Genomic DNA, 14,506 nt, shown 5'->3' with positions numbered 1-14,506 from the left:
TATTATTTTTTCGCCCGTAAAATTTTGGCCTTGGCATCATTGTAGCCGTCAATGTAGCGTTCTATTTCAATTGCTTTATTCTGGGTAACACGATTAACTAAGTTAACACCTTTTTTAGGAAAATCCTTGAAAGAATGACTCTCTGCATAGTCCTTTTTGGCTTGTTCATAACCCATTTGATAATCACTGAGAGAACTCTTTTTCACAGCAGTTTTTGCTGCATGATAGGTATAATCATTGGTATCACGCCATTTTTTATATGCTTTTTCAGCATCTTTATAGTTTCCGGCTTCATAATTTTCTTTGACATAATCATGTAATTGTTTTAAATTAACCATTTTATTTTCCCCAAGTTAAATATAATTAACTTCCACATCACCCATGCTGAAATGCCCAGTTAGCATTAATGTAGGACCGTCACCGGTAGATTCGTCATTAATATCCAATTCTCCCAGAGCTAGGTTTAAGTTATCACTGTTGACTTTCCATGAAGTTGGAACGTAAATTTCAATCTCACCCATAGTGCCACTAATGTCAACGGTCACTACATCGCCTGCAGCTTTAGCCTGATCAAGGTAGACTTCAACTTCACCCAAAGAAGAATTAATTGTTATACTGCGTAAATTTTGTGAATGAACGTAACGCGAAACTGATGATAAGCGCTGATTGATTACTATATCTTCTCCATCAACTTTTCCAGTACCGCTACTGAATACGTTATTATCAATTCTTGAGCGATTATTGCTAAAGTTCTTCCATTTGCCGTCTTTTTTCTGGTTAAAATAGACTATCCTGGGAAACCAGCTTCTCTTAAAAATCAGCGTTAAGCCTAAATAAATTAATAACGCCGCCACTAAGACCGTCCACGGTACAATTTTGGTAATATGCAAGGGTTCAGCGTAAACAATTAATAAAAAGGCAATGGAAAAAGTTGTACCAAACAAACTTTTATTAGCCACGCTTTCGATCAGTGCTGCTCCGAATATTATCGTCCAAATAATCATGCTTACTTTTAAATGAAATGAAAGCAGATGCAGCTGATTAAGGACTAAGAATACGGCAGCTGCTACTAGAGCAATGCCCCAAAATACTTCTCTAAGTTTAAATTTTTTCATTATGATGACCTTCTCTCGTTTAACCTATCATTCAAATTGTGATAGTAGTGACGTGAAACATAGACAGTTTTATAAGAATCGCGAAAATTAATCTTACAGTTAGAAATCGAACGTGTTAACGCATAAATTTGATTTAAATTTAAAATTGTTGACTTAGATACCCGCATGAACTGATTATTTAACAAATTTTCTAGTTCATAGAGTTTGTAGTCTACGGTAAAGGCATCCTTGGCAGTATGTGCAATCACCTGTTTATCTTCTGTTTCAAAAAATAAAATCTCATTCATGCTCAAGTAATAGGACACATTATCTTTTTTGCCTTCTATTTGGTCAGGATGTTCACTGATACCTTGCAACTGTCGGTATATCTGTTCAACTTCTGGCGTCACAGATTTAGCATGAATTGTTACACTGGTATCGTCATCTTCCATATCCGGATTCAGTTCTATTTTTATTTTCACGCTTCTCACCTGCCCTTCATCACTTGATGATTTAATTAAACGCTTATTTTAATGTAAAATCTAGCACTTTTGACTAAGTGGCAATTATAAGAAACCAAGTGGCATATTTTTTTGATTCAGAAGAAAACAAAAAATTCAAGAGCACTTAAAAAGCCGTAATTCGCTTTAATATGAAATACGGCTAAAATATGGTTTTATTTAAGACAATTTTAGACTAAAATTTACAAAAAGTGCCTAAAATATGCTATTTTAGGTAATTTTATGATATTATTTATGTAATAAAATAATTTTGGGAGGCAAATTATGGCAACTAAGATTGTTACTAAAAGATATTCTGTTAATATAGACAAACAAATAGCTGATACAGCAGAGCTAGTTATTAGAAAAATTGGTCTTAAACCTAATGATGTGATTTCAATGATGCTTACACAGATTGCTGACAAAGGCAAACTACCTGTAGCATTTTCAGTTGATGACTATGACCATCTAAAAGATGAAATTATTGCAGCTAGTCGTAAAATTCCTGCACAAAAGGTCGAAACCTCTAAAGAAATAGCTGACTTTTTCGCAGATTAAGGAGACCAGTTAATGAATTTGGGCGATATTTTTATAACATACCTTGAATACGAAGATGTACCAAACGGAAAAAGTCGGCCAGTTTTATATATTGAGCAGGATGATGAATTTTATTATGTATTTAAAATTACCAGTAAATATCAGAATAAATCGAAACACATTCGCGCAAAGTATGCTAAAATTACCGATTGGCAAAAGTCTGGCCTTAACAAGGAATCATGGATAGACTGTAATAAGCGTTATCAGCTAAGAATTGATAAAACAAGACTAAAAGGTATTGGTTACTTAACGGTAACTGATTTAAATAATCTTAAGAAATTTATGTGGTAGAGAACAACAAGGACAAGTATGAAAAAGGCACTGAGTTTGATGTGAACCCTAAAATTAGGACACTTTATATTAGCTATTAACTGAGGACTAACTGACGATATTCAAGCGGAGTTAGTCCTTTTAGTTTGATTTTGATTCTTTTGCTTATCGGCTGTTACTCTGACAACTATTTCATCCCCCATTCCTTTAGTAGATTTGCCGATATATTGTTCAGACCCAGTTGAAAACTCTTCTTTCTTAATATCAGAATCTAGTGGTCGTGGCTTTCGGCTTTTCATGCTTAGGAGAAGGTCATTAACTTCTGCGATATCGTCTTTAGGATGAGCTGCATTTTGACCGGCAATTTTACCGAAAATCAAACAGTCGCCCAAATCCGAACCACAAAAGCCGTAATTCGTTTTAATACGAAATACGGCTAAAATACTATTTTTAAATGAATATTAAACAAAATATTTAAGAAGTAAATTTGTACCTAGTTGACCCAGCTTTTTAGCTTAACAATTGTACCGTCATAATCAACTTTACTAAAATCAGAAACATTAAGAAAAATTGTTTTACCTAATGTAAAAGTTGAATATCCCCTTTTTTTATTAAAACTTTCAAATTCCTGTTTTGTTTTTTGAATATCCATTTTTGTCCTGTCGGTCAAAGTATCACCTTTATGATAATGGTTCATTATGAATCCTAAAGGACGATCAGGATCCAGATCACGTTTTCTTTGCCTTTCATATAAAATGTCTGAATCACAGGTCAGCGTAATTGTAATTACTTGAAAATGATACTTGTTAGCTAATTTTTCTAAGGTATCGTGCTGACGATAGGAAAATGGGTAATCAGAAATAATTGATTGACCTTTTTGCATAAAGCTTGCGACTTTTTGGTAAAACATATTATATGCTTGATTATCTAACTCTGTTTTTTCAGACGGATTATCAAAACCTTTACTTTCATAAAGCTGTTCTTTAAACAGATCTATAGAAACCTCATTAAAATAATCAGGAATGGCCTCGCATATCAGTTTTGCCAAGTAAGATTTGCCGGTGCCAGGACAGCCGGCTAAAAGCAACATCGTTTTTTTCAACGAGATCACCCTTTATTCATGAATAATTCAATTTTATGTTTAATAATGTTATGAACGCTTTCGTTACATGGAATAATGTTATTTCTCAGAGATTCATTAACTTCTGTTTTGCCAAACATCTCTTTTGCTTTCTTCGTCCATGAAACTAATAGTTCAGTACCGACATTAAACTTGCGAATACCATTTTCGGTCAGTCTATGGTAATCTTCCTCGTTAACTCCCGTTCCACCATGAATAACCATTGGCTTATCCAGTTTACTATGCAATTCTTCAATAAGTGGGAAGTTCAATTCGGTTTTAGATTGAAATTGCCCGTGATGTGTACCAACGCCGACAGCTAAGGCATCAACGTCACATTCTTGCAAGAATTTAATAGCATCTTCAGGACGAGTATAGTTTCCTTCTTTAACGGTAAAACCCTCTTCAGTTCCACCGATCGTTCCAATTTCACCCTCAACTGAGACACCGCGTTTATGGGCATATTCTACAACTCGCTTAGTTTTGGCAATGTTTTCCTTAAATGAAAGTAATGAACCGTCAAACATAACCGAACTGTATCCGGCTGCAATTGCCCTTTCAATGTCTTTAATATCACGGGCATGATCTAAGTGGAGCACAACATCTACTGCTTCGTGTTCTGCCATGCTTTTGCAAACAGCTACAAAGTTTCTCATTCCCTCCGTATCAGCCGTACCAACAGAAGTTTGAATAATAATAGGAGCACCTTCTTCGTGCGCAGCTTCAATCATAGCCGGAACCATTTCCAAGTTATGAGCATTAAAAGCACCAACTGTGAAATCCATTTCTTCTGCTTCTTTTAGTACTTCTTTTAACGTTTTATAAGCCATTTTTTCTCCTTTAATTGTTAATCTCAACTATATAATCCAGAAATTTATTTAGAACGCATTATTTTTTTAGATAATGCCGTCAATTCGTCACCTTTGTTGAGCCATTTTTGTATTTCATCATTATTTTTAGCATAAGCAGCTTTTTGCCGTTTACTATCATAAAGTTTAAGCAAACCATCAAAAGCAGGACCAAAATCCTCGTTGAGTTTCAAGCTTTTTTCATAAGCATCAATAGCATCATCAACATTACCCAACTCTTGATAGTTCTGCCCTAACTGGGTTAAAATAGTGGCCTTTTGTTTATTACTTGCTACTGATTCTGAGTCATTGTCATTAAGTTGTTCAGTTAAGTCTTTGATTTGACTCTTGATCTGTTGCTTTTCATCATCTGTTAATTGGCTGCTTGTTTCATTAGTTTCTTTATCCGCAGCTGAATTACTTTCCGTTGCATTTGATTTAAAAATTTTCGACCAAAACGACATTATTAAACACCTCCAAAGTAATTAGCCAAAGGCATGAAAGGCCGGTGCAATAACCCACAGATATAATAAAGCAGCGGTAATAGTATCAACATCTGTAGCTGTGGCGTTGACAAAGCCAACTGATGATAAAGCGCCAACTAAAAGTGCTGGAAGCAAGGTAATAAATAAACCATGTGCAATACCACCAACGATGGCACCACGTTTGCCACCAATTGCATTACCAAAGATTCCTGCAGTACCGCCCGCAAAGAAATTGGTAGTCATACCTGGCAAGATAACTGCTAGTCCTACTAATGGGGATAAGAACATGCCAATCACTGTCCCAATAGTTGTCGTTATGAAGCCAATAATAACTGCATTTGGTGAATATGGGAATAAAACTGGACAGTCAAGAGCAGGTACTGAATTAGGAACTACCTTCATAGCAATACCACGAAAGGCAGGAACAATTTCACCTAACATCAAACGAACCCCTGAAAGCATTACATAAACACCAACTGTAAATTGAATAGCTTGTAAAAAGGCATAAATAATGTAGTTTACGCCTCCCGCAGCTCCCCCGGCAGCTTTAATAGACCAGTAAGGACCAGCAAAAGCAGCAGTAATAATGTATAAAGGAACCATTACTACCATAATAGAAAGGGAATTATCCTGTAAAAATGACATACTCTTAGGAAGCTTAACGTGTTCCCAAGAATCTGTTCTTTCCTTAATGTTAGTTACATGTTGATCAACTTTACGATCTCTGACTAGCCAGGCTACGCCAGCTTCAACTAGATATCCAATTGTACAAAAGTGACCAAGGGCAATTGCATTGCTGCCAGTAATTTTACGAACAATCGGTTGCGCTAATGCCGGCATTGCAATAGCAAAAATACCACCTATAATACTGCCCATTAAGATTAACGGAAAACCTTTTAAGCCGGCAAAGTGACCACCAATAACAGTCATAGTTGCCATCCATAATAAAGCTTGTCCGGTTAAAAAGACATATTTCCATTTAGTAAATCTGGCTATGATAATGTTTACAATGAAAATACCTAAAAGAGTTAAGGCAATACTATTACCTAAACCCAACTTATTCATTGCCTGGCCATTAATGGCTTCAATACTAGGGACAATACCTTTTGTGTGAAATCCATGCTGAAAAATTACTGCAAAATAAGCCAAACTTTGTTGAATAATTGTGGAACCAGCGGACAAAACTTCAAACCCAAGCAAAGTTTTAAGCGTACCACTGATGACCGCTCCTATTTTTTTACCTTGTAATATCAATCCCAGCATCGCAATTAATGAAATTAAAATTGCTGCCTGAGTAAGGATATTGTTAATTATCCATTGAATAACGACCATTTCTCTCACTCCTTTTTATAAACTTAACTGTCTGCAATTTGTTTCACAACTGGTAAAACTTTTGCTTTAATTTCGTCTTTATCAACGATGTTGTCTAAATAGACAAATTTGGTTTTGGGATCAATCTGCATATTGGCAAATTGAGATTCAAAATTACTTGCCGAGACAATAATATCGGCATTAAGTGAAGGTGCATCTGAAATTGAATCATGATCTGAATTAACTTCAATACCTGCTTCACTAAAAACATCATCAGCTTCCATCTGACAAGCTAAACTTGAGCCCAAGCCATTGCCGCAAATAAAGAAAACTGTAGGTACTTTTGCCATATTTTTACGCTCCTAACTCTATTAATTTTCTACGCCAAACAAGGTCTTTTTAAAGCTTGCTTTATCTTCCTTGTTAAATAGTTCTTCAATCTTATTTGGCTTATTTATTAAATCCACAATTGCTTTTAAAACGTTTAAATGTGAATAGCTGTCAATTGCAGACAAAACAAAAATGATTTTTACTGGATCGTTTGCCTTATTGCCAAATTTTATTGGTTCAGCCAGTGATGCTACACTGACATCCAATTTTGCAACCCCGTCCTCCGGTCTTGCATGGGCCAAAGCAATTCCAGGACCTATGACAATATAAGGTCCGAATTTTTTAACTGATTCTTCCATTGCGACAACATAATCATCATTAATTGATTTATTTTTTATTAGCGGTTGGCTGGTTTTTTCAATCGCTTCACACCAATTATTAGCCATTATGTGTATTTGGATTTTGTCATCAGTTAATAAATCTTGAAGCATTGGCCTCACCTCCCTCTCTTTTATTTCAATATTATGTTCAGAAAAAATTTCAATTAACTTGTCTACTAAGCGAGCTGAAACATTTTTTCTGGTTTCTGATTCAATTAGCGAAATGGTGTCTTTAAGCAAATTTTTCTTAGCTGAAGGATTTTGCTTTAAAGACAGCATATGTTTTTTAATATCTGCTTTAGCAATAAATTTCTTTAACTCTTGATAGTCTTGCTTCCTGGGAACAGGAGGCATTTTAAAACTGGGAACCATTCCCGTTGATTCATTAATTGTCTTAACAACAAAATCTATGTTTAGCTTTCTTAAAGAATTTATATCTTGTAATCCCAAAACTGCCACAACTTCGACATTCATGTTTCGGGAAATATTGGCAGCCAATAGCTGACCGGTAGCTTCGCCATAATTACAAAGAACCGCAATTCTATAAAAGTTGTTTTCTTTGACGCTTTCTTCATAATAAGTACTAAAGTAAACCGTTATGAAAGCTTTCTCTCCTGCCGAAACGTTTTTGCTGTATTTGCTTTTAAAAAAAGCTGAGATATCTTGATAAATAGTTGCATAGCTGGTTTTAAGAACATCAGTTAACGGATTAAATACTTCAATATGATTTTCTTGCCTTTGCAAAAATGCTGAAATATGTGAGTTAAGTTGTTCATAAAGTTGTTCCGAATCACGGTAATTAATTTTTTCTATATCACTCATATAATCTATTAACCGTAAAGTCAGAAGTTCCGATTCAGCCCATTTGTCAATTCTTACCTCTTTTTCACCCAAAAATGTTTTAAGAATAAAAGTCATATAGCTTTTTTCATTTTCCGGAACTGTCAGTTTTAACTTGTCCAACAAATTGTTTACAGATTTCATAATTCTAGTGTTAGCAATTTCTAAATTAGAAACCTGACTGTCATCAAGATATTGCTTTTCCTGCAAACGCCTAATCCAAATGGCCATTAAAACAGAAATTTGTGCTTCTCTGGCAGAAACTCCTTCGTAACGACCACCAAGTATTAGTTCCTTAGCAACTATATTAGTTTGCTCAAGTATCTTTGGATTTAAATAATCAATTACTATTTGGTAACTATCACTTCCTTCAAAGCTGCCTTTTTCTGCTAATTGCGAAATATCAATATTTTCAACAATTAATTGTTGAATCATAGTTCTGATATTTCTTTCAGCACCTTCAATTTTTGCTCCTTGCTGCGTATCCAAGGTCAGAGAATATTTGGCAAGAAATTCTCTAACCTGGCGCATATCCTTGTCCATCGTGCTTTTACTTATATTCAGCTGCTTTTGTTCTTCATAAATTTTTACCTGGTGAGGAGCTTTTAGAAAGCTGATAATGATATGAAGCTGCCTTTCTCTAGGATCAAGAAACGTATCCGAACTAATTTTTAAAGAGTGAGATAAGGAATGTCTGGCGTCCAAATCAAGACAAAAATAAAGTTGTCCCCGCTTATTAGAAATTCCAGTAATTGAAAGGTCACTTAAAGTTCGGTTAATATCATCCACATCATTTCTGATAGTTCTGGAAGAAACATTCAAGGCTTGACTCAATTCAGCGATTGATAAATTTTCTTTATCAAGCAATTCATTTATTATCAGTAATTGCCGGTCTTTCATATTCCTCACCTCAATTCAAATAATACGTTACCGCTTACATATAAAAAAGAGTTTATTGTTTCCACTTTTTTTGGAAAAATAAGACACATAGTCTACCTGCTTTCAATAAAATTTTGCAAAAAACTACACTAAAAAAGAAGACACCTTGCATTAACAAACACAGTGTCTTCTTTACATACTTATTTTTGTGCTAAAACTACGATTCTTTTATAATTTTTAGACTTGCACTTGCCCCTAATCTAGTAGCTCCACTAGCAATCATTTGGCAAGCGTCAGCTTTAGTATGAATACCGCCTGCTGCTTTGATGCCCATTTTAGTTCCGACAGTTGCAGCCATAATCTTAACATCTTCTGCTCTAGCTCCATATTTTGCAAAGCCAGTTGACGTTTTGACGAAATCAGCACCAGATTTTTCTGCTATTAAGCATGCCTTTTTAATTTGCTGCGAATTAAGAAAACAATTTTCAAGAATTACTTTTACCTTTTTTCCCTTTGAATGTACTGCTTCGATAACTGCTTTTTCATCTTTAAGTACCACATCATAGTCTTCTGAAAGAAACGCCCCGATGTTTTGTACCATATCGCATTCATCGGCACCATTGGCAACTGCTTGTGTTGCTTCAAAAACTTTAGTTTCAGTAGTAGTTGCTCCTAGGGGAAAGCCAATCACCGTTACAGTATTAATTTTTGTTCCTTGTAATTTTTCACTAACATATTTTACCCAAAAAGGATTTACACAGACAGACGCAAATTGATATTTTTTAGCCTCTGCAATCACCTTATTAATTTGCTCTTGAGTTGCATTTGGTTCCAATAAAGTATGATCAATATATTTATTAATTTTTTCCATTATTTTTCTCCTTTTCTGCAAATAAAGTAGTTATAAATATAGCTTATTTGGTTAAGAAATTTTTTAAAAGCACTTTCTTTTTCAAAATTTCTAGGTAAATTCATAAACAAAGTTTCAGTTTAATGATTATGAGGTTAATTTTTAATTTTACCCCAAGTTCATAATACAAAAAGCAGGTCATAAGTTTTAACCAAATTTATGACCTGCTTTAAATACTTATTAAATTCTTGATAAATGTCTATTTAATTTTGCTTAATGCATCCCTCACAGCGTCTTTTAATCCTCTAGTGGTATTAGAGGCACCAGAAATTGCATCGACATCAACTGTATTTGCGTTAACCATTTTTGCTGGTAATTCATTGATTGCCTTTTGACCATAATCATCGGATTCAGCTTGTTTCAGAACTTCGATGTTTTTGAGATTCTTTTGCTTATCGGCCGTTACCCTGACAACAATTTCATCTCCCATTCCTTTAGTAGATTTACCAATATATTGTTCAGGGCCAGTCGGATATTCTTCTTTCTTAATATCAGAAGCAAGTGGACGTGGCTTTAACGGCTTTTCATGCTTAGGAGAAGGTACATTAACTTCTGCGATATCGTCTTTAGGATGAGCTGCATTTTGACCGGCAATTTTACCGAAAATCAAGCAGTCCGCAAGATCGGACCCACCTTGATATAAGTTAGACATATTACTGCCCAGCTCACCGGCACCATACAAATGCGGAATTGGTTTGTGCTCAGGATCAAGAATTTCAGCGCGGGCATTTCTTCTAGGACCAGCTTCAGACCAGCCAATAGTCTGTACTAGCGGTATGGCATAATACGGACCAGCTTCAGAAAATGCACTTAAAGTAGCAGGATCACGATGATAAGCATAATCATGCTTCTTTTCGGCAAAGAAGTTAAATTCATCAATTGTACTTTGCAGTTTATCCCCAGCAACTCCCATCTTATCTGCTAATTCAGAAACAGAATCAGCTTTAAGAACGGAATTAAGTGCTTTATTATCAGGGAAAGTATCAATCTCACTGATCTTGTCATATTGCTTTTGATCAAAGACAAAGTAAGGGTGAATTGGATTCAATGGTTTATACCATGAACCATGATTTTCTACATAGCCTTCACGTGCTCCTTGATCTTCCTTAAAGTAGCGTGTGCCGTCATCGCCAACCGTAAAAATACTGCCTGTATAGAAGATTGGGTTACCCATATAAAATGGTGCACGCTTCATCCCAGGTTCATAAAAAGCAAAAGCTTGTTGCATTCCCCCGGCCGCATACATTGACATATGCCACATATCTGCTCCTGCTTCGTGAGCAAGGTCAATGCCTTTACCCTTATTATAAAGTGAACCCAAAGGTACCAACTTGTGTGAGCCAATATAGTCCTGGATCATTTGTGGATTATTTTCGATACCACCAGTGGCTAAGACTACTCCATTTTTGGCATAAATATTTAATAAAACATTGTCACGTTCAATTTGGGCTCCCACAACTTTCCTACCAGGTGTCTGGAGAATATGCTTAACAGGTGCAGAATACCAAACATCTATCTTATCACTGCGATCCAATACTTTTTGCCGTAGAATGTTCCACAAAGAAGCGTTAAAAATACCCTTCTCCATTGTAATCATGTCATAGCTTTTAGCACCTGGTAAATTAGGATGATCGGCTATTACAGCGTCTTCTGGCAATCCTAAAATGGTTTTATAGCTAACGGGATTAGCAACATCCAGGTACTTTTTGAAATATTCTTTCATGTGTGTAATGCCATGAACAACTGTGTCTTCTATTTCAGGGTCAATATTAAAGTGTTGTGCCAAATGTTCATAGTAGGACCGATAATCCTCTTCGCTGCTACTGTAACCTACAAGTTCAGCAGCATATCTTGTATTACCACCTTCATGACCCTCCGGTGCAGAATCAACCAGCAGCACTTTTGCACCACTATCAGCAGCAAAGCGAGCTGCGGTCGCACCGGCTCCACCGAAGCCCAAGACTACTACATCATAGCTTGCATCGTAGTATGTATGTTCATTAACTATCATAATTGACTACCTCTTTTAAAAAAGAATCTTATTTTAGCTTAAAAGACTTAAATTTTTGCCTTTCAGCCTTTAAATATTATCTAGTGTTTATGTTAATAATATCACATAATCGCTTACATTTTTTATTTATCAACAATTTAAATTCCATGACAAAAAGCAGCTCACTATTAAGTGAACCGCTTTACTAATTGTTTATTCTAAACCGACTTTTTTAAAGATTTCGTCAACATGACGCAAATGGTAATGATAATCAAATGCGTCACTTACATCATCTTTTGAAAGATAGTCCATGATTGAACTGCTTTCAACTAATTTTCTAAAGGAAATTCCTTCGTTCCAAGATCTTGTGGTTAATTTCTGAACCATATCATAAGCATCTTCACGAGAAAGACCAGCCTCATCAATCAGTTTTAATAATAAGCGCTGGGAATAAATCAGACCATAAGTTTTATCCATGTTCTTAAGCATTGTTTCTGGAAAAACATCAAGGTTAGTCAAAATGCGATTAAAACGATCAAGCATATAATCAATACCAATTGTCGTATCAGGTAGAATTACACGTTCAGCACTAGAATGGGAAATATCGCGTTCATGCCAAAGTGACACATCCTCATAAGCAGTTATAATATGACCCCGTAAAACCCGTGCCATACCACAAAGATTTTCTGAGCCAATAGGATTACGTTTGTGAGGCATTGCTGAAGAACCTTTTTGACCTGCACGGAAATGCTCTTCTACTTCGTGGATTTCAGAGCGTTGCAGACTTCTAATTTCGGTAGCCCAATTTTCAATACTTGTGGCTATTAACGCCAAAGTAGCAATATATTCGGCATGTAAGTCGCGTGGCAATACCTGGCTGGTAATTGGCTGCTGAGTTAAGCCTAGCTGCTTTAAGACACTGGTTTCAACAGCTGGTGGTACGTTAGCAAAAGTCCCAACGGCTCCGGAAATTTTTCCTGATTCTACTCCTTTTGCTGCATGTTCAAAGCGTTCAATATCACGCTTAATTTCCGCATACCAGCGAGCTAGTTTTAAGCCAAAAGTAGTGGGTTCAGCTTGCACACCATGCGTGCGTCCCATTTCCACCGTATTTTTATATTTACGTGCTTTTTCAGCAATCGTCTTTTTTAGTTCGTGCAGATCTTGACGAATAATCGCATCTGCCTGTTTTAAGATATATCCTTGTGCCGTATCAACAACATCCGTCGAAGTCAGCCCAAAGTGTACCCACTTTTTCTCAGGTCCAAGGCTTTCAGAAACTGTTCGTGTAAAAGCAACCACGTCATGATGAGTTACCTGCTCTAATTCTGCCACCCGCTCTGGCGTGAAGCTGGCATTTTGAGCAATTTTAGCAGCATCTTCTTTTGGGACTTCGCCTAATTCACTCCAGGCATTGGTAGCAGCAATTTCTACTTTTAGCCATGCTTCGTATTTATTTTCATCAGACCATATTTTACCCATTTCAGGGCGAGTATAACGTTCCAGCATAAATTACATTTCCCACGGATTTTGTAAAACAATCGTTTGTTCACGGTCAGGACCTACCGAAACAGTAACTAGAGGTATACCCACGAGTTCTGACACACGATTCAAAAACTTCTGTGCATTCTCTGGCAAATCAGACCAAGTCTTAGCACCTGTAATATCTTCCTTCCAAGCAGGTAATTCTTCGTAAACAGGTTGGCAGCGGTCTAATTCTTTTAGACTAGCTGGATAGTAGTCAATTTTTTGACCATCAAGTTCATAAGCAGTTGCAATTTTAATAGTGTCAAAGCCGCTAAAAATATCAAGCAGGTTAAGACTTAAACCGTTAATGCCAGAAACGCGCTTAGCGTGACGTAAAGCGACTGAATCAAACCAGCCCACGCGCCTAGGACGACCGGTAACTGTCCCATATTCATGAGCAGTTTCACGAATACGGTTACCAGTTTCATCTAATAACTCAGTTGGGAAAGGTCCGGCACCAACACGGGTCGTATAAGCTTTGCAGACACCAATGACAGTTTTTAACCGATTAGCACCTACCCCCATGCCACTGGCAATGCCACCGGAAATGGTATTTGATGAGGTAACAAATGGATAGGTTCCTTCATCTATATCAAGCATAATTCCCTGTGCACCTTCAAATAACACTTTTTCATCATTATCTAGGGCATCGTTAACTAACACTGATGTGTCAGTAACATATTTCTTCATTTTTTGACCATATTCATAATACTTAGTGAAAATGTCATCAAATTCAAGTGCCGGTTTGCCATAAATTTTGGTAAATACTTCATTTTTTTGCTCTAAATTAGCGCGTAATTTAGCTGCAAAAGTATCCTTCTCAAGTAAGTCACAAACGCGAATACCAATTCTGGATGCTTTATCCATATAAGCCGGTCCGATACCATTTTTAGTAGTACCGATTTTTTGATCACCTTTTGCTTCTTCTTGGTATTCATCTTGCTTGATATGATAAGGCATGATGATGTGAGCTCGGTTAGAGATTTTCAATTTACTGGTATCGATTCCCTTTTCAGCCAAATTCTCTAATTCGCCAAATAAAACTTCAGGATTAATAACTACGCCATTACCAATTACGGCCCCTTCTTTTGACGCAAAAATACCTGACGGAATTAAACGCATCTTAAAATCCTGACCATTTATTTCAATAGTATGGCCAGCATTATTACCACCATTTGAACGAACAGTATAAGCAGCTTCATTACTCAAAAAATCAGTAATTTTGCCCTTTCCTTCGTCGCCCCATTGGCTACCAACGACTGCAACTGCTGTCATATTTATTCACCTCATTAAATTTCTACAAATATCACGTAAATAGTCTAGCAATTTACCATTCTTTAGTCAAATTTAAATGCGAATTATTATAGTGGTTATATTTTTAATAGTTCGATTTTTATATTGACAAAAAAAGCATTTTTGATTATA

16 protein-coding genes are annotated in these 14,506 nt (G+C 36.0%); 2 read left to right on the top strand and 14 right to left on the bottom strand.

Going from position 1 to position 14,506, the window contains the following annotated elements:
- Nucleotides 1-2: 2 nt before the first annotated feature.
- The 3 genes from LDM92_RS05425 to LDM92_RS05415 are packed head-to-tail and all read right to left on the bottom strand — an operon-like array spanning nucleotide 3 to nucleotide 1,576.
- On the bottom strand, nucleotides 3-338 hold the full coding sequence (locus LDM92_RS05425) for a hypothetical protein (protein ID WP_109586871.1): 336 nt from the start codon (nucleotides 336-338) through the stop codon (nucleotides 3-5).
- Nucleotides 339-353: 15 nt separating this feature from the next.
- Nucleotides 354-1,115 (bottom strand): LiaF transmembrane domain-containing protein, encoded by a 762-nt coding sequence (locus tag LDM92_RS05420; protein WP_109586872.1) that lies wholly within the window; start codon nucleotides 1,113-1,115, stop codon nucleotides 354-356.
- Entirely contained in the window at nucleotides 1,115-1,576 is a 462-nt protein-coding gene (locus LDM92_RS05415) for a LytTR family DNA-binding domain-containing protein (protein WP_045928768.1), read from the bottom strand. The genes LDM92_RS05420 and LDM92_RS05415 overlap by 1 nt, the downstream gene beginning before the upstream one ends.
- Before the next feature lie 303 nt (nucleotides 1,577-1,879).
- On the opposite strand from LDM92_RS05415, the gene LDM92_RS05410 reads away from it, so the two are divergent.
- A complete protein-coding gene (locus LDM92_RS05410; protein ID WP_046325662.1) occupies nucleotides 1,880-2,152 on the top strand; it encodes a type II toxin-antitoxin system RelB/DinJ family antitoxin in 273 nt (90 codons plus the stop codon).
- Nucleotides 2,153-2,164: 12 nt separating this feature from the next.
- The gene (locus tag LDM92_RS05405) at nucleotides 2,165-2,482 is read left to right on the top strand and encodes a type II toxin-antitoxin system PemK/MazF family toxin (RefSeq protein WP_045928769.1); all 318 of its coding nucleotides are present in this window, start codon (nucleotides 2,165-2,167) and stop codon (nucleotides 2,480-2,482) included.
- A 101-nt stretch (nucleotides 2,483-2,583) separates the two neighbouring features.
- On the opposite strand, the gene LDM92_RS09955 is transcribed toward LDM92_RS05405, so the two are convergent.
- The 11 genes from LDM92_RS09955 to LDM92_RS05350 all read right to left on the bottom strand — a co-directional run bounded on the left by LDM92_RS09955 (nucleotide 2,584) and on the right by LDM92_RS05350 (nucleotide 14,356).
- Nucleotides 2,584-2,841, bottom strand: a complete 258-nt coding sequence (locus LDM92_RS09955; RefSeq protein WP_223902359.1) for a hypothetical protein — start codon at nucleotides 2,839-2,841, stop codon at nucleotides 2,584-2,586.
- A 113-nt stretch (nucleotides 2,842-2,954) separates the two neighbouring features.
- Nucleotides 2,955-3,563: a P-loop nucleotide/nucleoside kinase family protein gene (locus LDM92_RS05395; RefSeq protein WP_187160746.1), complete on the bottom strand. Its 609-nt coding sequence runs from the start codon at nucleotides 3,561-3,563 to the stop codon at nucleotides 2,955-2,957.
- A gap of 5 nt (nucleotides 3,564-3,568) precedes the next feature.
- Entirely contained in the window at nucleotides 3,569-4,411 is an 843-nt protein-coding gene (locus LDM92_RS05390; protein ID WP_046332775.1) for a class II fructose-bisphosphate aldolase, read from the bottom strand.
- Between the two features lie 44 nt (nucleotides 4,412-4,455).
- Nucleotides 4,456-4,893, bottom strand: coding sequence for a tetratricopeptide repeat protein (locus tag LDM92_RS05385; RefSeq protein ID WP_223902358.1), 438 nt, complete (start codon nucleotides 4,891-4,893; stop codon nucleotides 4,456-4,458).
- A 21-nt stretch (nucleotides 4,894-4,914) separates the two neighbouring features.
- Nucleotides 4,915-6,246 carry a PTS sugar transporter subunit IIC gene (locus tag LDM92_RS05380; RefSeq protein ID WP_223902357.1) on the bottom strand — a complete coding sequence of 444 codons (1,332 nt, stop codon included), beginning with the start codon at nucleotides 6,244-6,246 and terminating at the stop codon, nucleotides 4,915-4,917.
- Between the two features lie 23 nt (nucleotides 6,247-6,269).
- Nucleotides 6,270-6,575: a PTS sugar transporter subunit IIB gene (locus LDM92_RS05375; RefSeq protein WP_187160743.1), complete on the bottom strand. Its 306-nt coding sequence runs from the start codon at nucleotides 6,573-6,575 to the stop codon at nucleotides 6,270-6,272.
- Between the two features lie 21 nt (nucleotides 6,576-6,596).
- The gene (locus tag LDM92_RS05370; protein WP_223902356.1) at nucleotides 6,597-8,675 is read right to left on the bottom strand and encodes a BglG family transcription antiterminator; all 2,079 of its coding nucleotides are present in this window, start codon (nucleotides 8,673-8,675) and stop codon (nucleotides 6,597-6,599) included.
- A gap of 196 nt (nucleotides 8,676-8,871) precedes the next feature.
- Nucleotides 8,872-9,525 carry a deoxyribose-phosphate aldolase gene (gene deoC, locus LDM92_RS05365; protein ID WP_223902355.1) on the bottom strand — a complete coding sequence of 218 codons (654 nt, stop codon included), beginning with the start codon at nucleotides 9,523-9,525 and terminating at the stop codon, nucleotides 8,872-8,874.
- Nucleotides 9,526-9,763: 238 nt separating this feature from the next.
- Complete coding sequence (locus LDM92_RS05360) at nucleotides 9,764-11,575, bottom strand: FAD-binding protein (protein WP_223902354.1); 1,812 nt, start codon at nucleotides 11,573-11,575, stop codon at nucleotides 9,764-9,766.
- A gap of 192 nt (nucleotides 11,576-11,767) precedes the next feature.
- Nucleotides 11,768-13,063 carry an adenylosuccinate lyase gene (purB, locus tag LDM92_RS05355; RefSeq protein ID WP_223902353.1) on the bottom strand — a complete coding sequence of 432 codons (1,296 nt, stop codon included), beginning with the start codon at nucleotides 13,061-13,063 and terminating at the stop codon, nucleotides 11,768-11,770.
- A gap of 3 nt (nucleotides 13,064-13,066) precedes the next feature.
- A complete protein-coding gene (locus tag LDM92_RS05350; protein ID WP_223902352.1) occupies nucleotides 13,067-14,356 on the bottom strand; it encodes an adenylosuccinate synthase in 1,290 nt (429 codons plus the stop codon).
- Nucleotides 14,357-14,506: the final 150 nt, after the last annotated feature.

It is taken from the genome of Lactobacillus laiwuensis (genome assembly GCF_019972835.1).
GTDB classification, from domain to species: domain Bacteria; phylum Bacillota; class Bacilli; order Lactobacillales; family Lactobacillaceae; genus Lactobacillus; species Lactobacillus laiwuensis.
The sequence above is the reverse complement of the archived record's forward strand: the minus strand, read 5'-3'. Positions and strand labels throughout refer to the sequence as shown.

Coding starts and splice junctions, on each gene's coding strand:
- LDM92_RS05370 (WP_223902356.1), bottom strand. CDS start 8,675: ATGAAAGACCGGCAATTACTGATAATAAATGAATTGCTTGATAAAGAA.
- deoC (WP_223902355.1), bottom strand. CDS start 9,525: ATGGAAAAAATTAATAAATATATTGATCATACTTTATTGGAACCAAAT.
- LDM92_RS05385 (WP_223902358.1), bottom strand. CDS start 4,893: ATGTCGTTTTGGTCGAAAATTTTTAAATCAAATGCAACGGAAAGTAAT.
- LDM92_RS05375 (WP_187160743.1), bottom strand. CDS start 6,575: ATGGCAAAAGTACCTACAGTTTTCTTTATTTGCGGCAATGGCTTGGGC.
- LDM92_RS05420 (WP_109586872.1), bottom strand. CDS start 1,115: ATGAAAAAATTTAAACTTAGAGAAGTATTTTGGGGCATTGCTCTAGTA.
- LDM92_RS05360 (WP_223902354.1), bottom strand. CDS start 11,575: ATGATAGTTAATGAACATACATACTACGATGCAAGCTATGATGTAGTA.
- LDM92_RS05425 (WP_109586871.1), bottom strand. CDS start 338: ATGGTTAATTTAAAACAATTACATGATTATGTCAAAGAAAATTATGAA.
- purB (WP_223902353.1), bottom strand. CDS start 13,063: ATGCTGGAACGTTATACTCGCCCTGAAATGGGTAAAATATGGTCTGAT.
- LDM92_RS05350 (WP_223902352.1), bottom strand. CDS start 14,356: ATGACAGCAGTTGCAGTCGTTGGTAGCCAATGGGGCGACGAAGGAAAG.
- LDM92_RS05405 (WP_045928769.1), top strand. CDS start 2,165: ATGAATTTGGGCGATATTTTTATAACATACCTTGAATACGAAGATGTA.
- LDM92_RS05380 (WP_223902357.1), bottom strand. CDS start 6,246: ATGGTCGTTATTCAATGGATAATTAACAATATCCTTACTCAGGCAGCA.
- LDM92_RS05410 (WP_046325662.1), top strand. CDS start 1,880: ATGGCAACTAAGATTGTTACTAAAAGATATTCTGTTAATATAGACAAA.
- LDM92_RS05390 (WP_046332775.1), bottom strand. CDS start 4,411: ATGGCTTATAAAACGTTAAAAGAAGTACTAAAAGAAGCAGAAGAAATG.